The organism is Lacticaseibacillus hegangensis, from assembly GCF_003946465.1.
Taxonomy (GTDB): domain Bacteria; phylum Bacillota; class Bacilli; order Lactobacillales; family Lactobacillaceae; genus Lacticaseibacillus; species Lacticaseibacillus hegangensis.
Genome location: NZ_RHOL01000011.1, coordinates 20,608 through 45,882 on the forward strand (window position 1 = coordinate 20,608; position 25,275 = coordinate 45,882).

General features: G+C 57.3%; 23 protein-coding genes and 2 pseudogenes. 5 read left to right on the forward strand and 20 right to left on the reverse strand.

The features are described 5' to 3' along the window. Nucleotides 1–8: 8 nt before the first annotated feature. From EKM86_RS04520 to EKM86_RS04530, 3 genes are all read right to left on the reverse strand, one after another. Nucleotides 9–701: a 5'-methylthioadenosine/adenosylhomocysteine nucleosidase gene (locus tag EKM86_RS04520; protein WP_125755480.1), complete on the reverse strand. Its 693-nt coding sequence runs from the start codon at nucleotides 699–701 to the stop codon at nucleotides 9–11. Nucleotides 702–763: 62 nt separating this feature from the next. Further along, on the reverse strand, nucleotides 764–1,033 hold the full coding sequence (locus EKM86_RS04525) for a hypothetical protein (RefSeq protein ID WP_125755482.1): 270 nt from the start codon (nucleotides 1,031–1,033) through the stop codon (nucleotides 764–766). Next, nucleotides 1,026–1,562: an NUDIX hydrolase gene (locus EKM86_RS04530; RefSeq protein WP_125755484.1), complete on the reverse strand. Its 537-nt coding sequence runs from the start codon at nucleotides 1,560–1,562 to the stop codon at nucleotides 1,026–1,028. Before EKM86_RS04530 ends, EKM86_RS04525 begins: the two co-directional genes overlap by 8 nt. Nucleotides 1,563–1,740: 178 nt before the next feature. Here EKM86_RS04530 and EKM86_RS04535 point away from each other — a divergent pair, with 178 nt between their 5' ends. Both EKM86_RS04535 and EKM86_RS04540 read left to right on the forward strand, forming a co-directional pair. Next, a complete protein-coding gene (locus tag EKM86_RS04535; RefSeq protein ID WP_125755486.1) occupies nucleotides 1,741–2,484 on the forward strand; it encodes a 5-bromo-4-chloroindolyl phosphate hydrolysis family protein in 744 nt (247 codons plus the stop codon). Further along, nucleotides 2,477–3,703, forward strand: a complete 1,227-nt coding sequence (locus EKM86_RS04540; protein WP_125755488.1) for a toxic anion resistance protein — start codon at nucleotides 2,477–2,479, stop codon at nucleotides 3,701–3,703. Before EKM86_RS04535 ends, EKM86_RS04540 begins: the two co-directional genes overlap by 8 nt. 99 nt (nucleotides 3,704–3,802) lie before the next feature. Here EKM86_RS04540 and EKM86_RS04545 read toward each other — a convergent pair whose 3' ends face one another. Further along, complete coding sequence (locus EKM86_RS04545; RefSeq protein ID WP_125755489.1) at nucleotides 3,803–4,780, reverse strand: zinc-binding dehydrogenase; 978 nt, start codon at nucleotides 4,778–4,780, stop codon at nucleotides 3,803–3,805. 48 nt (nucleotides 4,781–4,828) lie between these two features. Continuing rightward, complete coding sequence (locus EKM86_RS04550) at nucleotides 4,829–5,632, reverse strand: MerR family transcriptional regulator (RefSeq protein WP_125755491.1); 804 nt, start codon at nucleotides 5,630–5,632, stop codon at nucleotides 4,829–4,831. Between the two features lie 211 nt (nucleotides 5,633–5,843). Between EKM86_RS04550 and EKM86_RS04555 the strand changes: the two genes are divergently transcribed. Further along, nucleotides 5,844–6,521: an MmcQ/YjbR family DNA-binding protein gene (locus EKM86_RS04555; RefSeq protein WP_125755493.1), complete on the forward strand. Its 678-nt coding sequence runs from the start codon at nucleotides 5,844–5,846 to the stop codon at nucleotides 6,519–6,521. A 166-nt stretch (nucleotides 6,522–6,687) separates the two neighbouring features. Here EKM86_RS04555 and EKM86_RS04560 read toward each other — a convergent pair whose 3' ends face one another. Beyond that, the gene (locus EKM86_RS04560) at nucleotides 6,688–8,112 is read right to left on the reverse strand and encodes an MFS transporter (RefSeq protein ID WP_125755495.1); all 1,425 of its coding nucleotides are present in this window, start codon (nucleotides 8,110–8,112) and stop codon (nucleotides 6,688–6,690) included. Between the two features lie 194 nt (nucleotides 8,113–8,306). Here EKM86_RS04560 and EKM86_RS04565 point away from each other — a divergent pair, with 194 nt between their 5' ends. Further along, the gene (locus EKM86_RS04565; protein WP_125755497.1) at nucleotides 8,307–9,215 is read left to right on the forward strand and encodes a phosphate ABC transporter substrate-binding protein; all 909 of its coding nucleotides are present in this window, start codon (nucleotides 8,307–8,309) and stop codon (nucleotides 9,213–9,215) included. 130 nt (nucleotides 9,216–9,345) lie between these two features. Beyond that, complete coding sequence (locus tag EKM86_RS04570; RefSeq protein WP_125755594.1) at nucleotides 9,346–10,818, forward strand: MFS transporter; 1,473 nt, start codon at nucleotides 9,346–9,348, stop codon at nucleotides 10,816–10,818. 101 nt (nucleotides 10,819–10,919) lie between these two features. On the opposite strand, the gene EKM86_RS04575 is transcribed toward EKM86_RS04570, so the two are convergent. From EKM86_RS04575 to mraY, 14 genes and pseudogenes are all read right to left on the reverse strand, one after another. Next, nucleotides 10,920–12,128, reverse strand: coding sequence for a carboxylate--amine ligase (locus tag EKM86_RS04575; RefSeq protein ID WP_125755499.1), 1,209 nt, complete (start codon nucleotides 12,126–12,128; stop codon nucleotides 10,920–10,922). A 212-nt stretch (nucleotides 12,129–12,340) separates the two neighbouring features. Continuing rightward, nucleotides 12,341–12,568: a cold shock domain-containing protein gene (locus tag EKM86_RS04580; protein WP_125755501.1), complete on the reverse strand. Its 228-nt coding sequence runs from the start codon at nucleotides 12,566–12,568 to the stop codon at nucleotides 12,341–12,343. Nucleotides 12,569–12,570: 2 nt separating this feature from the next. Beyond that, the gene (ileS, locus tag EKM86_RS04585) at nucleotides 12,571–15,357 is read right to left on the reverse strand and encodes an isoleucine--tRNA ligase (protein ID WP_125755503.1); all 2,787 of its coding nucleotides are present in this window, start codon (nucleotides 15,355–15,357) and stop codon (nucleotides 12,571–12,573) included. A gap of 293 nt (nucleotides 15,358–15,650) precedes the next feature. Beyond that, nucleotides 15,651–16,382, reverse strand: a complete 732-nt coding sequence (locus EKM86_RS04590) for a DivIVA domain-containing protein (RefSeq protein WP_125755506.1) — start codon at nucleotides 16,380–16,382, stop codon at nucleotides 15,651–15,653. 15 nt (nucleotides 16,383–16,397) lie between these two features. Continuing rightward, on the reverse strand, nucleotides 16,398–17,177 hold the full coding sequence (locus EKM86_RS04595) for a YlmH family RNA-binding protein (protein WP_125755508.1): 780 nt from the start codon (nucleotides 17,175–17,177) through the stop codon (nucleotides 16,398–16,400). A gap of 1 nt (nucleotide 17,178) precedes the next feature. Further along, nucleotides 17,179–17,463 carry a YggT family protein gene (locus EKM86_RS04600; RefSeq protein ID WP_125755510.1) on the reverse strand — a complete coding sequence of 95 codons (285 nt, stop codon included), beginning with the start codon at nucleotides 17,461–17,463 and terminating at the stop codon, nucleotides 17,179–17,181. 8 nt (nucleotides 17,464–17,471) lie between these two features. Beyond that, nucleotides 17,472–17,942: a cell division protein SepF gene (locus EKM86_RS04605; RefSeq protein WP_125755512.1), complete on the reverse strand. Its 471-nt coding sequence runs from the start codon at nucleotides 17,940–17,942 to the stop codon at nucleotides 17,472–17,474. A gap of 281 nt (nucleotides 17,943–18,223) precedes the next feature. Beyond that, nucleotides 18,224–18,478 (reverse strand): annotated as a pseudogene (locus EKM86_RS12620) (cell division protein FtsZ); the annotation flags it as partial. A gap of 47 nt (nucleotides 18,479–18,525) precedes the next feature. Next, nucleotides 18,526–19,477, reverse strand: a pseudogene (ftsZ, locus tag EKM86_RS04610) (cell division protein FtsZ); the annotation flags it as partial. A 23-nt stretch (nucleotides 19,478–19,500) separates the two neighbouring features. Then, the gene (ftsA, locus tag EKM86_RS04615; protein ID WP_125755516.1) at nucleotides 19,501–20,802 is read right to left on the reverse strand and encodes a cell division protein FtsA; all 1,302 of its coding nucleotides are present in this window, start codon (nucleotides 20,800–20,802) and stop codon (nucleotides 19,501–19,503) included. A 119-nt stretch (nucleotides 20,803–20,921) separates the two neighbouring features. Continuing rightward, complete coding sequence (locus EKM86_RS04620; protein WP_125755518.1) at nucleotides 20,922–21,746, reverse strand: cell division protein FtsQ/DivIB; 825 nt, start codon at nucleotides 21,744–21,746, stop codon at nucleotides 20,922–20,924. Nucleotides 21,747–21,771: 25 nt separating this feature from the next. After that, the gene (murG, locus tag EKM86_RS04625; protein ID WP_125755520.1) at nucleotides 21,772–22,869 is read right to left on the reverse strand and encodes an undecaprenyldiphospho-muramoylpentapeptide beta-N-acetylglucosaminyltransferase; all 1,098 of its coding nucleotides are present in this window, start codon (nucleotides 22,867–22,869) and stop codon (nucleotides 21,772–21,774) included. 3 nt (nucleotides 22,870–22,872) lie between these two features. Continuing rightward, nucleotides 22,873–24,243: a UDP-N-acetylmuramoyl-L-alanine--D-glutamate ligase gene (gene murD, locus EKM86_RS04630; protein ID WP_125755522.1), complete on the reverse strand. Its 1,371-nt coding sequence runs from the start codon at nucleotides 24,241–24,243 to the stop codon at nucleotides 22,873–22,875. A 63-nt stretch (nucleotides 24,244–24,306) separates the two neighbouring features. Beyond that, complete coding sequence (mraY, locus tag EKM86_RS04635) at nucleotides 24,307–25,272, reverse strand: phospho-N-acetylmuramoyl-pentapeptide-transferase (RefSeq protein ID WP_125755524.1); 966 nt, start codon at nucleotides 25,270–25,272, stop codon at nucleotides 24,307–24,309. Between the last annotated feature and the right edge of the window lie 3 nt (nucleotides 25,273–25,275).

Consider the following 25,275-nt stretch of genomic DNA (forward strand, 5'->3'; position numbering starts at 1 on the left):
CTCGCTCCTTATTTCAAGTTGTGAATGTACGCCAGCAGCATCGCCGCCGAGCGTTTGCCCGCATCAATGATGAAGTCGTCAAAGTTGACCGAGGCGCTGTCGTCGCCGTTGTCGCTCATCGCGCGGATGATGACAAACGGCGTGTGAAATTCATGCGCGACCTGGCCGACCGCGGCGCCTTCCATTTCGCTGGCTAAGGCGTCCGGGTACATGGCCAAAATACGCTTGACGGCACTTTGACTCGACACAAACTCGTCGCCGGAAACAATCAGGCCGACATGCGTGTTCAGCTCAGTTTCGTGCGCCGCCTGCGCAATCGCCTGGACGACTTGCTGATCTGCGTCAAAATACAGCGGCTGCTGCGGCAGCTGGCCTGGCTTGTAGCCAAACGCCGTCGCATCCACGTCATGGTAGGCGACCTTGCTGGAAATCACGACGTCGCCGATGTTCAGGCCCTGGCCGATACCGCCGGCGGAGCCCGTGTTGATCAAGACGTCCGGCTGGTACTGGCTGAGCAGCACGGTTGCGGTCATTCCCGCCTGCACCTTGCCGATGCCCGATTCCACCAGGGTGACCTCGGTGCCGTCAATCGTGCCGTGGTAATAATGCTGGCTGGCCACGACCCGCTCTTCTTGATTCGCCAGCTTGGGGAGCAGCGTGCGAATCTCCTCTTCCATCGCGCAAATAACGCCTATCTTCATTAACTTTCATCCCTTCTATTGTTCAAAAGCAGCTTAATTATTGTACGCCAGCTTGACGAAAATTACAGCTTAAACAGCACCAGCGCAACGACCAGCAGCAGCACCACGACGATGCCGATAGCCCAGTTGAGCCGCTTTTTCATGCTGTTGACCTTCTTAAAGGTCTGCTCGTCGAAATCGCCGCGGTGCGGGGCTCTCGGCGCCTTGCGCGGCTCGTGGGCCGCTTTGGCGTACTCACGCTCGGTTTCCACCCGCTTCTCGTCGCGTTTTTCGGCCTCGCGCTCGGCCTGCTTTTGTTGCTGGCGGTACTCTTTGCGCGTTAACTCAGGCATGGTGCACCTCCTGCAGCTCCCACAGGGCCAGGCCCAGCGTCGTTTTGGCATCGCAGATCAGGCCATCAGCTTGGGCCTGCTTGGCCTCGGCCAGCGTCAGCCACTCACCGGTCACAAATTCGCCAACGTCCTGGCTGCGCTGCTCGGCCGGCTTGTGCAGGTGCCGGGCGGAAAACAGGGTCGACTCGGCGTCGGAAAAACCGGCACTTTGGTAAAAGTGGGTCAGGGGCGCCCACTCATCGGCGGCCAGCTGCGCCTCTTCATTCAGCTCGCGCTTCGCGGCTTCAAGTGGCGTCTCCCCTGGATTGATCTTGCCTGCAGGCAGCTCGAGAGTCTCCTGGCCTAGCGGAGTGCGCCACTGCCGGACAAACAGGGCCTTGTTCTGGCTTATCGCCAACACCCCGGCCGCGCCGGTCGTGTGAACCAGCACTCTTTTCGCCATGGTGTCATCCTCCAGTCTGACCGTGAGCTGGCTCAGCGTCAGAATCTGGTCCTGATAAATCTGCTGTCGTCCTTCGATTTTTTCCATCTGGGAGCCTTCCTTCTTGTCGCCTGGACAGGCGCATTCAATCCTATGATACCAATGGCCGGCGAGAATACCAACGCCTTAAGGAATCCTTCAGCAAAGTCCATCTCGAGGCTGATATTTGAGGCCTGATATTATGGTAAACTGAAGGCACGAAAGCATATTCAGGAAGTGAAAGACGTTGAAAAAAACAGAAAAGCGTATCCGCTGGGTGCGCGTCGGGCTCTGGGCCGCGGCCGGCCTGGTGATTGGCCTCTTGACCCAGCACCTGTGGGTCGGGCTGTTCGTCATGCTGGTCTTCGCCGGTGCCCGCTTGGTCGGCGAGTTGAGCCGGCCAGTGGAAAAGCCTGCCACGCCGCCGATCACCCCAGACATGGCCGCCCATTACGCCGAATCCGGGCTGAGCGAAAGCGAGATCAACTTGTTCCGCGAAACTATGGACCAGGCCGCAGACGAGATCCACGAATTCGAGGCTATCGCCGACCGCGTGCCCAAAATCAAGACGATTGCCGTTAATGCCGACCTGCTCGACATCATGCACGCCTACTTCAAGGCCATCGTGCAGACCCCCAAGAAGCTGGGCGCAGCTGGACATTTTATCTATGAGCAGCTGCCAAACGTCCTGAGCATCGCGCAAAAATACGAGGCCATCACGCACCACGAGGTCAAGACCCAGGACACCTACGACGTGCTGACCACCGCGGCCAACACCCTGCGCGACCTGGCCGACACCATCAAGTCCGGCTACAGCGAGTTTGTGGAAAGCGACATCGACGATCTGGAAGCTGACATCGACTTGGCGAAAAAGCAGATCAAGCCGCGGCTGGCCGAGTCGACCGAAACCGTCGACCGCAGCGTTCATTTGACACCGGAGCACGCCACCATCACACCAAAATCAGAAGAAACGGGGCAACAGCATGAGTGATGAAGAAGCAAAAACAACCGCACCATCAGCCGCAACCAGTACTGCCGCTGATTCAAACTTGGTCGCCGACCTCTTGAGTCAGCCTTTTGCCACCCAGGCCCCAAGCAGTTCGGCAACTGCCGCACCCGCCGCCACGGCCGCCGAGCACGCGGCGTCGAACCTGACCCCGGAGCAGGAAAAGCAGGCTCAGGACCTTGCAGCGCAGATCGACGTCAAGAACAATGACGGCGTGATGAGCTACGGCGCCCAGGCCCAGCAGCAGCTCGGCCAGTTTTCGCAGACAATGCTGGACAAGGTGCAAAGCCAGGACACCGGCGCTGTCGGCGACGCCCTCACCAGCTTGATGGCGCGGCTGAACGAAGCCAACCCGGATGAGCTGCGCGCCGAAAACAACAACGTCTTCAAGAAGCTGTTCGGCAAGGTTCGTCGCTCGATTTTTGAGATCACGGCCAAGTACCAGAAGATCGGTGCGCAAATCGACACGATCGCCGCGCGCCTGACCAAGGAGCAGCAAGGCCTGCTCAACGACAACAAGATGCTCGATGAACTGTACGCTCAGAACAAAGCCTACTTTGACGCGTTGAACATCTACATCGCTGCCGCCAAAATCAAGCAGGACGAGCTGCAAACCAAGACGATTCCTGCCGCTTTGGCCGAGGCCCAGGCGTCCGGCGACCAGATGAAGGTCCAGGAGGTCAACGACCTCAAGCAGTTTGAGAGCCGCCTGGAAAAACGCGCGTACGACTTGCAGCTGGCCCGCGAGATCACCCTGCAGCAGGCGCCGCAGATCCGCCTGATTCAAAACACGAACCAGGCGCTGGCGGAAAAGATTCAGGCCAGTGTCAACACAGCCATTCCGCTGTGGAAGAACCAGGTCGCCATCGCCTTGACGCTGCTCCGGCAAAAAGATGCCGTCACTGCGCAGCGTCAGGTTTCCGAAACCACCAACGACCTGCTGAAGAAAAACTCATCAATGCTGAAGATTTCGGCCGTCGAAACCGCCAAGGAAAACGAGCGCGGCGTGGTCGACATCGAGACTTTGACCCAGACGCAAAACGACTTGGTCGACACCTTGCAGCAAACTCTGCAGATTCAGCAGGAAGGCCGCGCCAAGCGTCAGGCCGCAGAACAAGAGCTCGGCAAGATGGAAGAAGACCTCAAGAACCACCTGCTCGATTACACCCACGGCAACATGAACCCGCAAAATCCGCGGGCATAACCGCTTCTTGCAACCAGTCGCTCAGGCGGCTGGTTTTTTCGTGCGCCGACGAAAAAAACCGTACTGCCTAAATCAGGCAGTACGGCCGCATAACGGGAATTAATCTAACACCACCACGTGTTTGCCAACAAAGTGGCCGGACTCCAGGTTGGCCTGAGCCTCTCCGACTGCTGAAAGCCCGTGATAGACCTTGGCAATCGGGACGGTCAGCGTGCCCGCTTTAACCGCGGCGAGGACTTGGTTGAAGATCTTGGCCGGCAGGTCTTTGGCTTCACCGGCATAACTGGTCAAGAACTTGCCGCTAGGAATCATGAACGGTGAGAAGTGCTCGATTTCCCAGCCGCCGCCAAGCCCGCCAGTGAAGCAGAGTTTACCAGCTGGTTTGACTGCGCTTAAGGTGTCCGCCAGCGTCGTGGTGCCGACCAGCTCGAGCGCCTTAGCCACGCCCTCAGGAAGCAGGTCGTGCACCTGGGCGGCAATGTGGCCGTCGTCGATGAGCACATGATCTGCGCCCATGGCCGTTAGTTTGGCCACCTTGGCCTGGTTGCGCGTCGTGGCGAGCACGGTCGCGCCCAGCATTTTGGCCAGGCCAATGCTCATGAGCCCAACGGTTGACGAACCGCCGCGGATCAGCACAGTGTCGCCGGCCGCTAGGTTTAGCCCCTTGTTCAGCGAGCCGTAACTGGTCTGCAACATTTCCGGCAAGGCGCCAACAACGTCCCAGGCAAGGTCAGTCTCCAGCGGAATCATTGCCGCATGCGGCACCAGGCAATACTCGGCGTAAGAGCCGTCAATCGCCCGGCCGAGGCCGTCCATCATCATCGCCACTTTCTGGCCGCGCTGATACGGTGAGTCGGCAGCTGGCGTGTCGATCACGCCTGTGCCTTCAATGCCCAAGATCCGCGGAAACTGGAAATCGCCATCGGATTCGCCCTTGCGGCTGGTGACCTCGGACTCATTCACGCCAAACGCCTTGATCTGCACCACGTCAAACCCCGCCTTGGCCTCTGGCTTTGGCACCTCAACGGGTTTCAGCTCACTGGCCTCACACGGACCGGTTAATTGAATTGCTTGCATATTCGTTTCCTCCTCGATTGTCTGACTGAATCGCGTTTCAGGTTCTTGTCAGTTCAGCGCGTACTCGAGCCAGCCGTACGCCGTTGCGCCTTGCGCCACCACCGCGTCGTGGTCATTGATCTGCCACAGCTGTGTGCTCGGATGCAGTCCCGCGGTTTGGCAGAACTGGTTCAGTTCGTTAAGCCCGCGGGTGATTCCGTCAAGGGTGTTGGCGACGCGCACGCGAACATACCGGCCCGCCGGCTTTTTAATCAGCGGCAGCAGCGTTTCGTCAGACTTGCCCTGCGTTTCTTTTAGAATCCGAAACGAGGCGGCCATGTAGCCGGCGGGATCATCGACCGGCAAATCGGTCAAATACCCCGAGGTGGCCGTGTTCATCAGGGCCAGCGAATCCAGCTCCTGATAAAACTCTGAAAACAGCTGGGCCACCTCTTCTTCGGTGCAGTCCACCGCCTTGCGGGAGCACCAGAACGTGGCTGACTTCAGCGTCGCCACCACCGGCGCATACAATTTGCCTGCCGGCGCCTTGCCGGGCCGCGTCAGCCGCTGCTGGATCACCGCCTGCACGCGCTGCAGATCCTCAATTTGACTGGTGATCTTAGCCTGAGCCGCCTGCAGCTGCGGGATGGCCTGCCGGTTGTCGGCGGACCTAATGGCCTTGATCTGATCAAGCGACAGCCCAATATGGCGCAGACCCAGAATCGTCATCAGGTCGTACAGCTGCTGGTACTCGTAGTAGCGATACCCGGCGTCGCTCACCTTGGCCGGCTTAAATAACCCCTGCTCATCGTAAAAGATCAGGGTTCGTCTGGTGGTGTTGGCTAACTTGGCCATTTCACTAATTTTCAGCATCGCACTGTCCTTTGGGTTGACTGTCACGTGACGGTATGGTTTATAACTAGTGTAGCACAGTGATTCAGGCCGGTATTCTGCCTTGACACTGCCGCCGACAACCTTAGGGTAGACTGTGACGCGGCGTGACAGTCAAGCTATTTTTCATCAGTAATTGCCAACTGGGTTGCGCAACTCGCCACCGTAATGACCACCTGAAAGAAGGATTCTTATGACCACCTTACAAGACTCGATTCAAGACACGATTTTTCACAACCGCCAACCCGACGCCAAAAAGCTGGCCGCATATGGTTTCAAGCAGGCCGGAACCACCTGGCGCTATCAAACCGACTTGGTCCCGGGCTTCAGCCTCACCGTCAACATCGATGGGGACACCATCACCAGCCCGGTCACCGACCAGGAGTCCGGCGACTTGTACACCCTCCACCTGGACCCAGCCAACTCGGGGATGTTCATCGGCCAGATCCGCGGGGCCTACATTGCGGCGTTGACGGCGATCTCAAAGGACTGCTTCGTGCCGACCATGTTTGACGCCGGGCAGATGAAAAAAGTCACCGCGGCCATCGGCGAGACCTTCGATGAACAGCCCGAATACCTGTGGAAGCAATTTCCCAATAACGCGATCATTCGCCGCAGCGACAACCGCAAGTGGTACGCCTTGATGGTCAAGGTCACCCCGGACAAGGTAGGCTTGACCGGCGATGACCCCATCGACCTGCTGGTGCTGCGCGCAACGCCCCAGACGATTCAGGCCCAGCTCAAAAATGGCCAGGCGCTGCCCGCGTATCACATGAATAAACAGCACTGGCTGTCCTACCAGCTGGATGTCGGCACGCCACTGGAAACGCTGATGGCTCGCGTCAAAACCAGTCGCGACCTGGCCAAATAATCAACCGAACGCAAACGAAAGTAGGACAAAATTGCCTAGTCGCGTTCCATCAAGCAACGCCCAAGCGCACAAGCGCCTCTGCACCGCGATTCTAAAAACGAATCGTGGCACAGAGGCGCTTGTGCTTTGGGCTAAACCCGCTTGATGTCTCAGCCTCTTTTTTGCGTTATTTACGCATCGTGATCATCCGATAAGCGGTGAGTGCCACAGTGATGGCACACATCACCACCGCCACACTGAAGGCAACGTGCATGCCGTTGATGAATAGTTGCGGCTGGCTGGCGACAAACGTCGTCACCTTGCGCCCGGCCTCCCGGCTCATCGCCGCGTACAGCACCGTGGTCGACGCGGAGATGCCTACGACCATCCCCATGTTGCGCGCCAGCGCGTTCAGGCCCCCGGCGATCCCCAAGTCCTTAGGTTCGACCGCTGACATGACCAGCGTGTTGTTGGGCGACTGGAATGCACCGTTGCCAAACCCCATCACGGCGATGATCACGCAAACCAGCAGCCACGGGGTGGTCAGGCTCAGCGTGACGTACCCGACCTGGACGACCAAAATCACCAGCAGACCCACCAGCGTGATGACATACGGCCCGATTTTGTCTGACAACGAGCCCGACAGCGGCGCGACGATCACCTGCACGATTGGGAACAGCATCAGCATGTACCCGGCCGTCGTCGCCGAAAGCCCGCGTGCATTTTCCAGGTAAAACGGAGAAATTACGTTAAAGAAGAAATTGGTGACGAAAATTAGAAACCCGGCGAACAGCGAGATGGTGAACTCCTTGTTGGCAAACAGCGACAGTGCCAGCATCGGTTCTGCGGTGTGCTGCTCGATGTAAATAAACGCGGCAAAGGCAATGATCGCCACCGCAAACATTGCCAGGATGACGGGCTTCGTAAACCCAATCTCCTGACCGATGAAAATCCCGGCAAACAGCGGCACGATGAACAGCGCAAAGGCCACAAACCCGGGCCAATCGATTTTAGACTGGCTGTGCTCGATGTCCTTGGGGAACACCACCTGACCCACGATCATGGCCAGGATGCCGAGTGGGACGTTGATCCAGAAAATGTAGCCCCATGGCAGCACCCCGAGAATCAGGCCCCCGAGCCCGGGGCCGGCAATCGACCCCACGGCCACAAACGAGCCAATCATGCCAAGCGCCCGCCCGCGTTCTTGGAACGGAAACACTTCGGTCACAATCCCGTTACTGTTGGCCATGGTCATCGACGCGCCGAGGGCCTGCACGACCCGCGCCGCCAGCAGCATCACAAACGAGTGGTTGAACCCAGCGAACAGCGAACCGATGGTGAACAGCACCTCACCCATACGAAAGATGCGAATTTTACCGAAAATGTCGCCCAGCTTGCCCATGAGCAGCAGCAGCGCGCAAATCACGATCAGGTAAATGGACACGGTCCACTCGGCCTGGTTCATCGGCAGGTGCATGTCCTTTGAGATGACCGGCAGTGCAATGTTCACGATGGAAGCGTCCAGCGTGGACATGATGGTGAACATGCCAACGGCGGTCATGATCCACCAGCGATTTTTCTGAACGTGCGGATTGTCGACGTAATTTTTCATGGCGGCCTCCATTGCCCGAATTTGTCCCTTTTATTATATGGTCTCAATTTCTGAAAGACAAACGTCAGTACTGACGATATTTACGTAACCGGTTCAGTGTCTTTACACCATATACCTAACAATTACACCCAGTGCGAAAGGCTTTTACACTCACCGCGTATGCTTGAGTCATTCCATTAGGGGAGGAAATATTCATGAAAAAAGGTTCAATTTTGAAAAAAGGTTCACTACTAGTCACTGTCGGGGTCGTGCTGCTGCTCGCCGCCTGCGGGGCCAAGCAAAGCGGCAGCGCGGCCAAGCCGTCAACCGCCAAGGCCGCCGATTCCAGCAAGATCATGGCCGTTGGGTCCACAGCCCTGCAGCCGCTGGTCGAACAGGCCGCGGCGCAGTATCAGGAGAAGACACCAGGCACCAGCATCACCGTCCAGGGCGGCGGCTCAGGCGCCGGCCTGTCGCAGGTCCAATCCGGCGCGGTGACCATCGGCAACTCCGACATCTTCGCCCAGCAGCAAAAAGGCATCGCGGCAACCAAGCTAGTCGATCACCAGGTCGCCGTTGTCGGCATGGCACCGGTCGTCAACCCGGACACGAAGATCACGAACCTCAGCTCACAGCAGCTGGTCGATATCTTCACCGGTAAGGTCACCAACTGGAAGCAGGTGGGTGGCGCCGACAAGGCTATCGTGTTGATCAACCGTGCGCAGGGTTCCGGAACCCGGGCCACCTTCGAGCAGTTCGCCCTCAAGACCGACAAGGTCAAAACCGCGCAGGAACAAGATTCCAGCGGCACCGTCCAGAAGATGGTCTCAAGCACCCCTGGCGCCATCTCCTACCTCGCCTTTTCCGCGATTAAGGACGGCGTGACCGCGGTGGCCCTCAACAACGTCAAGCCCACCGACGCGAACGTCACCACCAACGCCTGGCCGGTGTGGGCATACGAGCACATGTACACCAAGGGCTCGCCGAACGCCGCCACCGCCAAGTTCATCAACTACATCCAAAGCAAAGCGGTACAAAACACGTTGGTTAAGAAAATGGGTTACATCCCAGTCGTTGACATGAAAGTGGCCCGCACCCACGATGGGACCATCGAAGACAAGTAACCGACTCACTCGGCACTGACCCTTGCGGCCAGTGCTTTTTTCATGCTCGCAGCATGGACGCCAGGCAGTGAAAAGCATAAGATTATCTATGCATGATTTTTTCATGACGCTAATTGAGAGAATGTCGTTTATGTCGAAAAGTAACATCAGACTCGTCACCGTCGCCCTTCTGCTGTCCAATGTGATGTCAGGGATCGACAGCACCATCGTCAACACCGCCTTGCCCGCCATCATAGCGGACCTGCACGGGCTGCAGCTGATGGCTTGGATCGTCGCGGTATTTCTGCTTGGCACCGCTGTATCCACCCTGCTGTGGAGCAAGCTTGGCCAGCGGACCACCTATAAGTTCGCCTACCAGCTCGCGGCGTTGACCTTTGTGGTCGGCTCCCTGCTGCAAGGCCTGTCACCCAACATCTGGGTGCTGATCATCACGCGCGGAATCGCCGGCATCGGCAATGGGGGCATGATTTCACTGCCATACATCATGTTCGCCGATCTGTATCCGAACGTCCGCGACCGCATGAAAACCTTGGGCCTGGTTTCCGGCTTCTACAGCTTTGCCACCATCATCGGCCCACTGGTCGGCGGGTTCCTGGTCGATACACTGTCGTGGCACTGGATTTTCTACATTAACGTGCCGATCGGCCTGCTGTCGATCCTGCTGGTGCAAATTTACTACAAGGTGCCACGCACTGCCGCCGTCGACGCACCGCTGGACGTGCGGGGCAGCCTTGCCCTGGTCGTGCTCCTGGTCAGCCTGCTAGGGGCCATCGAACTGATCGGCATGGTCAAGTTGCCGGTCATCCTCGCTTTGGTGGTGCTGGCGGTCTTGGCCATGGTGCTGCTGTTGCGCGCAGAAAAGCATGCCGCAGACCCAGTCATCCCCTTGCGGCTGTTTCGCAATTTTCCCCTGGTCATGGATTTTCTGCTGTTCACTCTGATTTGGGGCGCCTTCGTCTCGTTTCTGACCTACGCCCCGATGTGGGCGCAGGGGCTGCTTGGCACGACGGCACTGCTCGGCGGCGCCACCCAGATTCCGGCGGCGTTCACCAATGTTGCCGGCTCGGAATCGGTCCCAATGATGCGCCGCCGCTGCACGCCGCACCAGGTACTGACGTTTAACATTTTAATGCTGACCATCAGTTTCGTGCTGATGGCAGTTCTGAACGTCCACGCGCCGTTTTGGCTGCTGCTGGTGGCCGGCGCATTTGAAGGCTGGGGTAACGGCGCCTGCTTCAACGAGCTGCAGGTCAAAGTCCAAGTCGACGCGGAAAAACAGGACGTGTCGGTTGCCACGTCGTTCAGTTTTCTGATTCGCATGCTTAGCCAGACCTTCACCGTGGCCATTTTTGGCCTGCTGATGAACCAGCAGCTGGCCAAAGGCGTGGCCACCCACCCAGGCATTACGATGAGTATGATGAACAAGCTGAGCGACTCCAACAGCGCCGCCAGCCTCCCTATGCATTTATTGCCCGCGATGCGCCAGATTCTCTTCAGCGGCCTGCACAACATCATGCTGCTGGCCTTAGCGTTAATGCTGATTTCGCTGGCGCTGAACTTTTACGCCCAGCACAAAGAGGCCAAACTCGTACCGAAGCCTTGAGCCAATTGCAGAGACACCAAGAGGCAGCGCACTTCAATGTGCGCTGCCTCTTTTCTTATCCGGTAACAAGTGCTCGCGGACGGCGTGCTGCCACGTTTGCCTCAGCGATTGCGGTAATACTTGCGAACGTAATTCAACTGACGCAAAAACAGAAAACGGCGGCGTTTTGCGTTGTGATCTGCCGGGTAAAACAGCGGGTTGACCCAGTTTTTGCCGCTGATCAGCTGGTTGATTTCCTGATGCAGCGCCGGCGACTTCACGAAATGCCGCAACACAAATTTTGGCACAAGGCTGTATAGAAAGTCGCCCTTCGCCAGCACCCGCGGCTTGGTCTCGCCTTTGATGCAATCATCAACCAGGTTACGAGCCAAGTTCTGCCCCAGCCCAGTGATGTAGTAGCTGGCCCGGCCTTGACGCGTGTTTGCCTCAAAAATTTTGATCTGGCCGTCGCACGGATCGCGCTTCATGTCGAAATTGGCGTACCCGGTGTAGCCGACTGCCTCGAGAAAGTCCGCCAGCTGGTTCATGAGGACGGCGTCAAAGCGGGCGATCAGCGCGGTGTAATTGCCGATGGCAGTACGGTCGTGCTCTTGCAGCACAACCTGGGCCAGGCTGACCATCTGGGCGTGGTGCTGACGATCCACGTACACCACACTGTCCCACAGCGCATCATCGGCGCCAGGAATGTACTCCTGGATCAGCGCCGACTCGCTGTAGCCATTGGCATTCAGCAGCGTTAGCACGCGAGCCAGCGCCATGCGGTCGACACACTTGAAGACTTTTTCCTTGCCGTCAAAGTGCATGTACATGTACTTGACGGTGTCATTAGGCTTCACGATTACGGGGTAACGCAGCCCGCGGTCGTCAAACTCGGATGCCGGGTCGCTGCAAAGCGCTGTCTTTGTGACCGGGTGCGGAATCCCGTAGTGATCGCAGAGCTGATAAAAATCGGCCTTATGCTGAAACTTATTCAGCAGGTCCAGGGTTGGGTAGTTAAACCGATAAGCGGGCTGAAGTGCGGCCGCGTTTTCAACAATCAGCCGTACGTAAGCGTCATTGGTACCAATTAGGAGCAGCGGCTTACCCGCGTGGCGCTTGGCAAAATCCAGTAAGATCGGGGTAAAGCGGCCCAGTTTGCGCAGGTCATCGTGATACTCGATCTGGGTCGTGATGTCGCTCCATTCGGTAAAAGATAGCGGCGCCTGGCCGATGACCCAGGGCGTGATGCCGTACTCCTGATGAAACGAGATCGCCATCGTGTACGCGTTGATATCCGTGCCCACAATGACTGGGACAAAAGTATTTTCCATGTTTAAGCTCACCTATTGAGTAAAATCAGATTTTGAATCGATTGCTGACGCGCATGCAAGTCAAGGGGTCGCCCCGCTCGCTGCGCCATGGGTTTCCGTGCAGCCAAAAATGATTAGCAAACGCATTATACGACACCCGCCGCGAAACCTCACGAGAATCAAAACAGCGCCGGCTGGGCATCTTCAAACTCTGCCCCAGTCGGCGCTGCACGTTAATTGCCGTACGTTGAATCCTCAATCACCTCGACGTTAGCGGCCTGGGGGCCCTTAGCGCCTTGAATGATCACAAACTTGACCTTCTGCCCCGCCTTCAGTGACTTAAAGCCGCCACCGATAATCGCGGAAAAATGCACGTACACATCCTTGGGCAGGTCTGGGTCACTGGGCTCGATGAACCCGTAGCCCTGCTTTTCGTTGAAGAGCCGCACGCGTCCTTCCATGGCTAGGCCTCAAAGCCGTTTTCAACGGCTTCCGGGAAGTTCTCGGCGACAATCTTTGCACAGCGGCCGCACAGCGTCGGGAAGCGCTTGTCGGCCCCGACGTCGGTGGTGATCATCCGGCAGCGCTGGCAAACGTCCCCTTGCGCATGCTCAACCAGAATATCAGCATCGTCAAAGTGCACAGCGCCTTCAGGGACGCTGGCGCCCTCTGCTGCCACGGCGAACCCGCTGGTGATCAGCAGCTGCATGACATTGGCGTCCAAGCCAGCCAGCAGCGAGCGGACACTGTTTTGCGGGTAGACGGTCACGGCCGCTTCCATGGACTTGCCGATCAGCTTAGCGTCGCGGGCCATTTCCAGGCTCTTTTGCACCTCAGCGCGGAAGCTCATGAAGGCACTCCACTGCTTGAGTAAGTCATCTTGACCAGCAAAATCCTGGGCCTCAGGCATGTTGCTGAGCGCGGCATATTGCTCCGGCTGACGCAGGTACGGCCAGATTTCCTCGGCGGTGTGCGACAGGATCGGGGTCAGCAGCTTGGTCAAGTCCAGCAGTGCGTCAAACATCACCGTCTGCATGCGCCGGCGAGCCAAACTCTTCTCGGCCTCGATGTACACAACGTCCTTGGCAAAATCCAGGTAGAACGCAGACAGGTCGTTGACCAAGAAACTGGAGATGGTCTTTTCAACGGTGGCGAAATCGTACTTGTCGTACGCAGCCTTCGCCGTCTTGATAACCTGGTTCAGGCGGACCATCATGTACTGATCCACGCTGCCAAGCTGATCGTACGCCACGGTGTCGGCCTTTTCGTCAAAATCGGCCGTGTTAGCGATCATGAACCGCAGGGTGTTACGAATCTTGCGGTAGGCTTCAGAAGTCTGCGCAAAATTATCCATCGATACGCGCACATCCGACGAAGAGTCGACGGTAGCGGCCCAGAGGCGGATGATTTCGGCGCCGTACTGGTTCTCGACTTTGTCTGGGGCAATCGTGTTGCCCAGAGACTTGGACATCTTCCGGCCTTCGCCATCGAGGGTGAAGCCCTGCGACAGCACCTGCTTGTATGGCGCGACGCCGTTGACCGCCACACTGGTGATCAAACTAGAGTTGAACCACCCGCGATACTGGTCGGAGCCTTCGAGATACAGGTCGGTCGGGTACTCAAGTTCCGGCCGGGCTTCGGCAACGCCTGCCCAGCTGGAACCGGAATCGAACCAGACATCCATGATGTCAGTTTCCTTAGTGAACTTACCGTTTGGTGAGTGCACGTTGGTGTACCCTTCTGGCAGCAGGTCCTTGGCCTCGCGCTGCGACCACACAATCGAGCCGTACTGGCCGAACAGGTCCGCCACGTGATCGATGGTTGCCTTTTCAAGAATTGGGGTGCCATCTTCGGCATAGAAAATCGGCAGTGGCACGCCCCAGGCCCGCTGGCGGGAAATGACCCAGTCGCCGCGGTCGCGGATCATGTTGTACAGCCGCGTCTTGCCCCAGCTCGGGGTGAAGGACACGTTGTCGATGGCGTCAAGGATCTGCTGGCGGAATGCGTCAACCGAGGCAAACCACTGCGTCGTCGCCCGGAAAATGACGGGCTTTTTGGTCCGCCAGTCGTGCGGGTACGAGTGAGTGAAGAAGTCGAGCTTGAGCAGGGCGCCTTTTTCCTCGAGGGCCTTGGTGACCATTGGATTGGCCTTGTCGTAAAAGACGCCTTCAAAGCCTGGCGCGTCCTTGGTCATGAAGCCCTTCTCGTCGACGACTGAAACCACTGGCAAGTCATAATTCATGCCGGCCTTATAGTCATCTTCACCATGTCCCGGCGCGGTGTGGACCAAGCCGGTCCCTGAATCCAGGGTGACGTGGTCGCCCAAGATCACGAGGCTGTCACGACCGTACAGCGGGTGCTTAGCCACCATGCGCTCCATGTCTTTGCCGGAGAACGTCTTCAGCACGGCCACGTCGTTCCAGCCAAGGGCCTCCTTGACCACCTGCAGCCGCTCAGAGGCAACCACATACTTCTTGCCATCGGCTTCGACCTGAGCGTACTCAAAGCGCGGATTGACCGCGATGCCTTGGTTGGCCGGAATGGTCCACGGGGTGGTGGTCCAAATGATGAAACTGGTGTCGGACCCGATGATGCCCTTGCCGTCCTTGACTGGGAAAGCCACGTAAATCGACGGCGACTTAACGTCGTGGTACTCGATCTCGGCTTCCGCTAGAGTCGACTCGGAGGACCAAGACCAGTAGACGGGCTTCAAGCCGTGATAGATGTAGCCTTTTTCGGCCATGGCGCCAAAGACCCGAATCTCCTGCTCCTCAAACTTCGGCTGCAGGGTGATGTATGGGTGATCCCAGTCGCCGAGCACGCCAAGGCGCTTGAAGTCAGTCCGCTGCTTCTCAATTTCCTTCATCGCAAACTGGCGGCAGAGCTCGCGATACTCGTCCATCGCCATTTCTTTACGGTGCACGCCTTTTTTGGCCAGCTGCTGCTCGATTGGCAGACCATGCGTATCCCAGCCGGGCACATATGGTGCGCGGAAACCGTTCATCGACTTGTAGCGCACGATGATGTCCTTGGAAATCTTGTTGAGGGCGTGGCCCATGTGAATGTTCCCGTTCGCAAACGGGGGCCCATCATGCAGAATGAAGGCCGGCTTGCCCTCATTCAGCTTCTGGCGCATTTCGTAGAGGTGGTTTTCTTCCCACGCCGCCTGCATCTTCGGTTCCTTGTTCGGCAGCCCCGCCCGCATCTTAAAGTCGGTGTGGCCGAGGTTCAACGTATCTTTGACTTTCATGACTGCTCCTTTTCTGAATCTGTCTCATCCCGCTGAAACTTGATTGGGTGCGAAGGCCACGGACCTTCACACCATAAAAAAACACCCGTCCTATCAATAGGACGAGCGTGCTCGTGGTACCACCTAAGTTCGAAGCAAAAGGTTTTGCTTCCTCTAGTTGACCCAATAACGGTGGTCATCCGTCGAAGTTACCTCCGACTTACCCGAACTGATACCGTCAAGCGACTGGCACCGGGCTTGCACCCTCCCCGGCTCGCTGCTGTCAGTGGCGTTTGACGACGCGTGTTCATTACTTATGCTTGAGGCGCATCGCTGGTATTACTACCGCCGTCGCTTTCATAATCGGCGGTTGAAGCGGTCGAATCTTCCGGTTCATCAGTTGGAAAAACGATCTCCGTGTAACGGGTCTCTCCATCGGTGTCCTCAGTCGCCTCTGAGTTTACTGAATCTGCAGGCTCATTGTCAACCTCTGCGGCAGATTCTGGCACTTTTTCCTGAGCGGGATCCAGGTATTCTGCAGATTCTGTTGTGCTGGCCAGCAATTCTTTCCACTCTGGACTCTTAACCACTTCCAGCTGTGATTCGAGCATGACCTGTAACCGCTGGCGGAAGACACGAGTCTGCCGCTTGAGGTCCTCGGTCTGAACAGTGATGTTTTTCGCCTTATCCGAAGCATCCTTGACGATCTGGTTGGCCTTTTCGGTTGCCGAAGTCAGCATGTCCTGGGAGGTCTTCTCGGCCTTTGACTGGATCAGTGCAGCCTCATCGTCGGCGTTCTTTTTGACCTTGTCGGCCGCCTCTTGCGCCACGATGATCGACTGGTTCAAGGCGTCCTTCAGGTCATTGAAGTACTTGTTCTTGTCCTGAAGTTCCTTGAGTTCTTTTTCCATCTCTTCGTTCTTCTTGAGCGAAGCGGAGTAATCCTTGATGATCTGAGCGAGGAAGTCATTGACCTGATCCTCGTCGAGGCCGCGCATGCGGTGATTGAATTCCTTATTGTGTATGTCCAATGGACTTAATGCCATGATGAACCCTCCCAGCTATTTCTTAATAATGTCGACAGCGACTCGTTCCTTGCCTTTTTTACTGACGCCGAGCACCGAATTAACGCGAATGCGACCAAAGCCGCGCACCGACACAACGTCGGCATCACCCACGGCCGCGTCTGGCCGGTCAATGAGCTCAAAATTGAGTCTGACTTTAGCGGACTCGATCAGCGCCTTCGCCCGCGCCCGCGAAATCGCAAACGCGTGACCGACCAAACTGTCCAGGCGCAAACTGCTCATCGACAGCTGCGCCGGTTGCCAATCGTTTTGCGGCGTCACGACCTGATCCAGGCCGATGGCCTCAAACCGGACACTGATGCGGCCAAGCTTCGTGATGTTTTCCTGCACCCAGTCGCTCATCGTCTTGGTGGTGAAAAGTTGCCAGCGGCTGCCATCGGTGATGATGTCTCCAAACGCGGTCATGCGAATACCCGCATTGGCCACCGTGCCAAGCACCTGACTGTGATGCAGCTCCGCGAATTTTTCCGGGTAGTTGATCTCCAGCGGCGCGACCTCAAAATCGATCAAGTCAGGCGCAAAGTAGTCAGGCGCGAAAATTACCCGGGCCCGCTCTGCACCGATATACCCGCCAAACACGTGGCACTTGACGGTGCCGTTGGTGCCGGTCAGCGTTCGGGCAATGTGGATCTGCCGCGGATCGAGAAAATCGGTCAGAACCGGCCGGTACTCCGTCGCCGCCGTGCTGATCTGGCTTTGCAGCTCATCGATCAGCGGCGCCTCGTCTTTTCTGAAGTGCTGATAAATCCCATCCATCTCAGCCCACCCGCATCATGATCGCACTGAAAATGGTTCCTAGTCCCGACCTGACCAGGTCAAGCACGAAGAACGCGATCAGCGGCGAAAAATCAATGCCGAAAATCGGCGGAATGATGTGAAACAGGTTAAGAAACGGGTTCACGATGCCGCCTAGCCATTGGCCAAACCGCGATTGCCATGCGCCTGGGAACCAGGACATCAGCACATAGACCACCATGGCCATCATGTAAATATAGAGGCCGTAATTGATGATCGTGAAAAGCCAATACAAAACTGTCGCCATACGTCCTCCTAGTTGGTCATATCAAGGTCAGTATCAGTACCCAACGTAGAAGCCAAAGTCCCATCAATCTGGAAGTTGGCCGGCGTGACCAGAAAAATCATCTCACCAACGCGGCGGATCTCACCGTTGATGGCAAACACCGTCCCGGTGAGAAAGTCGACGATGCGCGTAGCGTCTTCGGCCTTGATCTGATCGAAGTTGACGACGACCGCCTTGTTATTCAGCAAGTGATTGCCAATCTCCTTGGCGTCAGAATAAATGCGCGGCTCGTACACGACGATGCGCGCGGTTTTGTCAGCCGGATCGCCCATCGCCACGACCTTGTTGCCGCGATACTTAGGCTTGTTCGGCCGTGCCGCAGTGGTCGCCTTAGCCGTTTCTGGCGCCGCATCCTGCGTTGGCATTTCAGCCGCGTCATCCTCGTCAGGATCCATCGAGAAGAATTCGCTGAACTTACTACCCAGTTTTTCAAAAGCCATGAGATTACCTCCTGTAAAGGCGCGTGTAGTCGCGCTTCGGCTTCGCAACGCCCGAGCGTCCAGCTACGGTCAAGGCATCACCAGCAAAAAGCGCTGGCAACGCCTTGGCCTAGGCTGGCCGTCGGGCTAAGTACGCGAAGCCTACGCAGCCTTTCTTAGTCGCGCTTCGGCCGACAACGCCCGAGCGGCTAGCTACGCCCGGCACCTCACCGCCAAAATACAGCGGCAAGGTGCCAGGCTAGGCTACCCGTCGGGCTAAATGCGCCGGCCTTCGCAGCCTTTTATTGCCGGCGCAGCTTGAAGAACGGCGGCTGATCATTGTCACCTTTGTCATCCGGCTTTTTCTCGTCTTCTGGCTCTGGCTGGCTTTCGAAAATGTCGAACTCCTGCTTCTTAACATTGGCAAAATCGGCATCTTGATTATCGGTTGGCTTAGGGGTTTCGCGCTTTGGTTCACGCCGCAGATCCCAGTTACCAAACGGATCATCTTGCGCTGGCTTGGAAGAATCGGCCTTGCCGTCCTGAGCCGGGCGATTGGTCTGACGACGGTTGCCGCGACCGTTATTTTGCTGAATGGTGGAATCATCGATCCCAGTCGCAATCACGGTAACCACAACTTCATCGCCAAGCTCTTCGTTGATGGAAGTCCCAAAAATGATGTTCACGTCAGAACTTGCAGCCTGGGCCACGATGTCCGAAGCGTCTTGCGCCTCAAACAGGGACAGGTCTGGACCGCCAGTGATGTTCAGCAGCACATTCTTGGCACCGTCGATCGACACTTCAAGCAGCGGACTCGAAATGGCCTTCTTGGTTGCCTCAACAGTCCGGGTCTCGCCAGTGGCAGAACCGATGCCCATGAGGGCCGTGCCCTGGTTGGCCATGACGGTTTTAACATCGGCGAAGTCCAAGTTGACGTAGCCAGGACTGGTGATCAGGTCGGAGATCCCCTGAACGCCCTGACGCAGCACGTTATCGGCCGCATGGAAGGCTTCGAGCATCGGCGTCTTCTTGTCGACGATTTCCAGCAGGCGGTTGTTGGCAATAATCACCAGTGTGTCAACCTGTTCCTTCAGCTGGGCGATGCCTTCAGCGGCGTTCTTCGCGCGCTTCGGCCCCTCAAATGTGAACGGCCGGGTGACCACGCCAACAGTCAAGGCGCCAAGATCCTTAGCCACTTTGGCCACGACCGGTGCGGCTCCGGTCCCGGTGCCGCCGCCCATGCCGCAGGTGACGAAGATCATGTCCGCGCCCTTCAAGGCGTTTTCGATGGCCTCCTGGCTTTCCTCAGCGGCCTTTTGGCCAACGTCCGGGGTCGAGCCAGCGCCCAAGCCGCGAGTCAGTTTCGGCCCGAGCTGAATCTTCGTTTCGGCATCTGAGTTAGACAGCGCCTGGACATCGGTGTTGGCCGCAATGAACTCCACGCCCTTGACCTCTTCTGAGATCATACGATTGACCGCGTTGCCACCAGCGCCGCCGACCCCGATGACCTTGATCACCGCACCGGTGTCTTTATCTGTATCCAGTGAGAATTCCATTGTCGTTCCTCCTTAAAAAGGTTTTATTCGAAGAAGTTACCGAAGAAGCGCTTCAAAGCAGAAGGTTTCCTCTCGCTGTCTGGGTCCGGTTCAGCCTTGCTTGGCTTGCTTGGCACTTTCGTGACTGGGGCATCCGAAGACGCAGTCATCTGACTGGTCGTCGGCGTCGGCAGCACGCTGGACACCAGGATGTCGATGTCGGTCATTTCCGCCGCGTACGTGATCAGTCCCAGCGCCAAGGTGAAGGCTGGGTGCCGCATCCCCATTTGATCAGGAATGTAGCGTTTGACGTTGCGCTGGAAAATGTCCGAGGCCAGCGGCTCGATGCCCGGTAAGGCAGCCGTGCCGCCAGTCAGGACAATCCCACCAGGCAGGTCCAAGGCGTTGGACTGGGCCAGCGCGTCGTTCAGCCGGGTGAAGATCTGAGTCAACCGCGCTTCGATAATTTCCGACAGATAATGCTCGGAGACCATCACAGGGTCGGTTTGACCCACCACCGAAACCGGGAACTGGTTGCCTTCCGGCGCGGCTTGGCTGTCCGCGTTGCCGTAATCGCGCTTGAGCTTTTCCGCATCGGTCAAGCCGGTGTTCAGCACCACCGAAATGTCTTTGGTGATGTAGTCGCCGCCTTCTTGGTCCAAGGTGGTCAGCTTCAACTTGTGATCGTGAATGACTGCCGCGGTGGATTGGCCGCCGCCCAAGTCAATCAGGACGGTGCCAAAGTCTGCCTCGCCATCGCTCAGCGCCACGCGGGCCTCAGCCAGCGGGGCAACCACGATTTGTCTGATGGTCAGCCCGGCTTTTTCAATGGCCTTTTTCGTGTTATGCAACACGGTTTTCGGGACGGTGAACAAAATCCCGCGCAACTCAAGACGCACCCCAATCATGCCACGTGGATCCTTGATGTCATCAAACCCGTCAACGATGAATTCTGTTGGGGTCAAAGACAAAATCTCACGCTCTGGTGGCAGGTTGCGCACCAACGCGGCAGAGGCTACCGCTTTCACATCGTCTGCCGTGATTTCCTTGCTCTGATCACCCACAGCAATCATGCCGGAGACAGTCTCAATTTGCAACATGGTTGCCGGCACACCGGCCACCACGTCGTTGATGTCGATGCTTGCCTTTTCAGATGCTTGCTGCACCGCCTGGCGAATCGCCGATGCCGCCTTATCAATATCCACGATCACGCCGCGAGATAACCCTTGCGCGCGTGAATTGCCCACGCCAATAATGTTTAACTGGCCTTGAACACGCTCGGCCACGATCACTTTTATTGAGGTGGTCCCGATATCAAGCCCGACATAAATGTCTTGATTTCCCATGGACCCGGAACCTCCTTACCAACCTTTTTATAGTAGAATGAGAAAAGATAACGCTGAATTTAGTTTACCACACCACATTATGATTTACGGTGTCTTCTGGGGGAAACGCAACTTTTCGTTTATTTTGCTGACGCCTTTTGGTAGGGCTTAAAAAACGCGCCAGCCTCCAGGTCCACGGTGCCCTTCCCCTGCACCTGGGCGATAATGCTAGGATAAAACTTGATCTGTTTTGCCACTGTCCGGGAATCGGCAACGACAGTGTTGCCGTCGGTCATCGTCATGGTGATCTGGTACGGGTTGCCGTCCCCGCGGCTGGCGGTCACTTCCGAAGTCGTGCGTCGCAGGGCGGCCGGAAAGCGGCTCAACGTCTGGGCCAGTTTGCCTGCCTCTTGATCGGAAAAGCCGGAAAAGACGGGGTAGTTATCCAGCGGTGTCGTGGTGCCCCTGGCAATAATCGTGCCGTTGGCCAAAATCATGCGGTACTGCTTGTTTTTGACCACGTAGCCGATCGGTTCGTGCTCCACCACGTGAATGGTGACGTGATCGACCGCGCTGACGGCCAGCGAGGCGCGTTTGACCTGCGGCAGGCGCTTTTCGATCTGCGCCGCCAGCTGTTTTTTGGTCCGGAGCACTTGCGGGATCAGCACCCGATCTGACAGGCCACTGGCATTGATCACGTTTTGAATCGGCACATTGACCGTCCCGACCACTGAGACCTCCTGCACCTTGGAAAAAGGTGACACCATGTAACCAAAAAAGGCCAGGAGCACCAGCAGCGGGGTCAACAGCAAGACTAAGTTGCGCGCGCGCTTGTGGCGGCGCACTGCCGACACCCCTGGCAGTTTCAGCTTGGCTTCGCCCTTGGGCCGGCGCTTTTGTTTGGCCTGGTAAGCCTCCCATGGCGTGAGTGGATCTTTTTGCTGTGCATGTTTGCGCCAAGCCATCGGTGGGCCTCCCTTCTCTGGTTACTTAGTGTTTCAGGACACTTTCCAAAACAGTGATCAGCTGATCAGCCGCGTCCGGGGTGCCCATTTTTTTTGCCGCTTGCGCCATGCGCGTCAGCCGGGTGTCGTCTTCCATCAGGTCGACGATGCGACCGGCAAATGAACTGTCTAACTCCGGTTCCGTGATGACGATTGCCGCGCCGACATCCGCCAGACTCTTCGCGTTGACGAATTGGTGATTATGCGTGACGTTCGGGCTGGGGATCAGCACGCTGGGCAAGCCCAGTGCTGTCAGCTCTGCCAGGCTCGTCGCCCCGCTGCGCCCAATCACCAGTGAGACATCCGGCAGAATCTGCGGCATGTCGTCCACGTATGGGACAACCTTGACGTTTGCCGGGACTTGACGTAGTTGGTGAGAAATCTTGCCGTAGTTGGCATTGCCAGTGACAAACAGCGTCTGAAAAGCCGCCTTGCCAAACGTCGGCAGCGCATTGACCGCCGCTTGGTTGATCATCGGTGCCCCGCGCGAGCCGCCAAAAATCAGCAGTGTCCGCTTGTGGGGGTCGAGGTCAAAGTCCGCCAGCCGGTCATTCGGCTTGAGCCCGGCGACTTGTTGGGCCCGGGGGTTACCTGTGATGACGACTTTTTTTGCGGGAAAAGCACTGGCCACGACCGGGAAGGTAATGGCGATTTTATCGACCGCGTGAGCCAAAAACTTGTTGGTAACCCCGGCGACGGAGTTCTGCTCGTGGATCACGGTCGGCACGTGGTGGCGCGCCGCCGCGTACAAGACCCCTGCGGACACATAGCCGCCAGTGCCCACCACGACATCGGGCTTGAAATCCTTGATCATGCGGGTCGCCTTGCGCAGTGACCCCACAAACTTCTCCACTGTGCGGATATTTGTCTTGATGCCGTTAAAGTTTAAACTGCGCTTGAACCCTTGAAGCTCCAGGGTCTCAAACGGAATCTTGGCGTTGGGCACGATGCGGCTCTCGAGCCCCCTGGCCGTGCCCACGTACATGACAGCGTCCAGCATGTCGCGCTCTTTTAGCCGCTGAATCAAGGCCAGGGCCGGGTAGATATGGCCGCCGGTCCCGCCACCTGAAATCATCAGTCGCATAATTTACCCCTTTTTCTCAGCGTACTGAGTCACTGCGTCAATAAATTCATCGCCGCGCACTTCAAAGTTCGGGTACTGATCCCAGCTGGCGGCCGCCGGCGACAGCAAGATCACGTCGCCTGGCTGGCTGGCAGCAAAGGCCAGCGGCACCGCCGTCTTGACATTATCGGTTCGGGTAAACGGAATGCCGGCCTGATGGGCCAGTGCCTCCATCAGCGGCGCGGTTTCGCCAAACGTGACCATCGCGCGAACGTGCTGCTTGACCAGCGGCAGGAGGTCATCCATCGGCAGGTGCCGATCCAGCCCCCCGGCCAGCAGCACAATGGGCTGCCTAAATGCGTTCAAGGCCACCGTGCTGGCCTCGACATTTGTGGCCTTACTGTCGTTGTATACCTTCCGCCCGTCGACGGTCTCGACGTACTGAATGCGGTGCTTGACCCCGGTGAAGCGATGCAGGACATCGACAATGGCGGCATTTGACGTGCCACTGAGCTTGGCTGCGGCAATGGCTGCCAGCGCGTTTTCAATGTTGTGATCGCCAGGAATCTGCAGCTCGTCGGCCTTCATGATCTGCTCGCCGTCAAAGCACAGCCAACCATCGGTCAAAGTGGCACGCGCGCCGGCTGCTCCCTTGCGTGAAAACGGCACGATGGTCGCCCGGCTCTGCTTGGCGAGCTCATGCATTTCCGGCAGGTCCCAGTTCATGATGAAAAAGTCGTCCCTGGTCTGGTTCATCGTGATGCGCATCTTGGCCTTGACGTAATTGGCTCGGGAGCCGTGCCAGTCCAGGTGTGCTTCATAAATGTTGGTGAGCACGGCAATGTGCGGGTGCAGCTTTTGGATGCCGACCAGCATGAACGAGGACAGCTCGCACACCACGGTGTCTGCCGCGCCCGCTTTTTGCACAACGCCTGTGACCGGAATGCCGATGTTGCCGGCGTCATAAGCCTTACCTGCGCCTTCGCGCTCGTTGAGCATGAGGCCGATGAGTGTGGTGGTCGTGGTCTTGCCGTTGCTACCAGTGACGCCGACCCATGTCGAATCGGACACCGAAAAAGCCAGCTCGGGTTCGGTGATCACAGAGATCCCCAGCTCTTGGGCCCGCACCACCATGGGATTGGAATACGGAATCCCAGGATTTTTGACCATCAGCGAGAACCCTTCATCGAGCAGCTCGACGGGATGGCTGCCAGTGATCACAGTGACCCCTTCGTCCAGCAATGCTTGCGCATCCTTGTTATCGTCAAATTGCTTCTTATCGTTGACGGTGACTAAGGCGCCAAGGCGATGAAGCAACTTCGCGGCACTGACCCCGCTTTTGGCAAGGCCCAACACCAAGACTTTCTTGTTCTTGTACTCTGAATTATTCAGCAACCACTTACGCTCCCTAGATATCCCGGCTTTGGCCGGGTTTGCTTGTGACGCTTGATGCTTGACTTAAGCCAGCGCGAACAACAAATATGCCGCCGCCCCGACCAGGCCGACCAGCCAAAACACGATGTCGACTTTCCACTCGGACCAGCCGAGCATTTCAAAATGGTGATGAATCGGCGCCATCTTGAAGATGCGCCGGTGAAACAGCTTGAATGAGCCGACCTGCAGGATGACACTGGCGGTTTCGCAGACAAACACGATGCCAATCAGCAGCAGCGACCACGGCCGGTCAAGCAACAGCGCAATGACGGCAATCAGCCCGCCGAGGGCCAAACTGCCGGCGTCGCCCATGAAGACCTTGGCCGGCTTGTGGTTGAAAAGGAAGAAGCCGAGCATCGCGCCGATGGTGACCAGGCACAAGATCAGAACGTCGGTGCGTCTGTCGTGCACTGCCAGCACCGCATAGGTGGTAAAGGCAATCATCGACAGGCCGGCGACCAGACCGTCCAACCCGTCAGACAGGTTGACCGCATTGGAAAAGCCCACCAGCCAGAACATCGCAAAGAGGCCAAAGACCCACGCAACATTCAGCTGGTAGCCAAACAGCGGCAGCACGGCCGGGAACCCTTCATGAAAGTACACGGCAAGAAACACCGCGCCGCCCACAATCTGCCCCAGCAGCTTTTGCCAGGCTTTCAGCCCCATGTTGCGGTGAAGTTCCACGCTGATGAAATCGTCCCAGAACCCGAGTGCCCCATACAGGACTAGGATGAACAGCCCAGCCCACACACTCAGGGTCAGCTGGCGCTGCCACCAACCGGTAAAAATGGCGGCGACCACAATGGCAAAGATGAAAACCGTGCCGCCCATGGTCGGCGTCCCGTTTTTCTTTTCGTGCCACTTCGGGCCGACCTCGCGAATCGTCTGGCCCTCTTTTTTCATCCGCATGTATCCGATGAACAGCGGCATCAAGATCACGGTAATCGCAAATGCCGCGACCATCGGGATCAACATCTCAGTGAATTGCATTGG

Excerpts from the sequence above, each read along its gene's own strand:
- EKM86_RS04520 (WP_125755480.1), bottom strand. The coding sequence starts at position 701 with ATGAAGATAGGCGTTATTTGCGCGATGGAAGAGGAGATTCGCACGCTG.
- EKM86_RS04525 (WP_125755482.1), bottom strand. The coding sequence starts at position 1,033 with ATGCCTGAGTTAACGCGCAAAGAGTACCGCCAGCAACAAAAGCAGGCC.
- EKM86_RS04530 (WP_125755484.1), bottom strand. The coding sequence starts at position 1,562 with ATGGAAAAAATCGAAGGACGACAGCAGATTTATCAGGACCAGATTCTG.
- EKM86_RS04540 (WP_125755488.1), top strand. The coding sequence starts at position 2,477 with ATGAGTGATGAAGAAGCAAAAACAACCGCACCATCAGCCGCAACCAGT.
- EKM86_RS04545 (WP_125755489.1), bottom strand. The coding sequence starts at position 4,780 with ATGCAAGCAATTCAATTAACCGGTCCGTGTGAGGCCAGTGAGCTGAAA.
- EKM86_RS04550 (WP_125755491.1), bottom strand. The coding sequence starts at position 5,632 with ATGCTGAAAATTAGTGAAATGGCCAAGTTAGCCAACACCACCAGACGA.
- EKM86_RS04555 (WP_125755493.1), top strand. The coding sequence starts at position 5,844 with ATGACCACCTTACAAGACTCGATTCAAGACACGATTTTTCACAACCGC.
- EKM86_RS04560 (WP_125755495.1), bottom strand. The coding sequence starts at position 8,112 with ATGAAAAATTACGTCGACAATCCGCACGTTCAGAAAAATCGCTGGTGG.
- EKM86_RS04565 (WP_125755497.1), top strand. The coding sequence starts at position 8,307 with ATGAAAAAAGGTTCAATTTTGAAAAAAGGTTCACTACTAGTCACTGTC.
- EKM86_RS04570 (WP_125755594.1), top strand. The coding sequence starts at position 9,346 with ATGTCGAAAAGTAACATCAGACTCGTCACCGTCGCCCTTCTGCTGTCC.
- EKM86_RS04575 (WP_125755499.1), bottom strand. The coding sequence starts at position 12,128 with ATGGAAAATACTTTTGTCCCAGTCATTGTGGGCACGGATATCAACGCG.
- EKM86_RS04580 (WP_125755501.1), bottom strand. The coding sequence starts at position 12,568 with ATGGAAGGACGCGTGCGGCTCTTCAACGAAAAGCAGGGCTACGGGTTC.
- ileS (WP_125755503.1), bottom strand. The coding sequence starts at position 15,357 with ATGAAAGTCAAAGATACGTTGAACCTCGGCCACACCGACTTTAAGATG.
- EKM86_RS04590 (WP_125755506.1), bottom strand. The coding sequence starts at position 16,382 with ATGGCATTAAGTCCATTGGACATACACAATAAGGAATTCAATCACCGC.
- EKM86_RS04595 (WP_125755508.1), bottom strand. The coding sequence starts at position 17,177 with ATGGATGGGATTTATCAGCACTTCAGAAAAGACGAGGCGCCGCTGATC.
- EKM86_RS04600 (WP_125755510.1), bottom strand. The coding sequence starts at position 17,463 with ATGGCGACAGTTTTGTATTGGCTTTTCACGATCATCAATTACGGCCTC.
- EKM86_RS04605 (WP_125755512.1), bottom strand. The coding sequence starts at position 17,942 with ATGGCTTTTGAAAAACTGGGTAGTAAGTTCAGCGAATTCTTCTCGATG.
- ftsA (WP_125755516.1), bottom strand. The coding sequence starts at position 20,802 with ATGGGAAATCAAGACATTTATGTCGGGCTTGATATCGGGACCACCTCA.
- EKM86_RS04620 (WP_125755518.1), bottom strand. The coding sequence starts at position 21,746 with ATGGCTTGGCGCAAACATGCACAGCAAAAAGATCCACTCACGCCATGG.
- murG (WP_125755520.1), bottom strand. The coding sequence starts at position 22,869 with ATGCGACTGATGATTTCAGGTGGCGGGACCGGCGGCCATATCTACCCG.
- mraY (WP_125755524.1), bottom strand. The coding sequence starts at position 25,272 with ATGCAATTCACTGAGATGTTGATCCCGATGGTCGCGGCATTTGCGATT.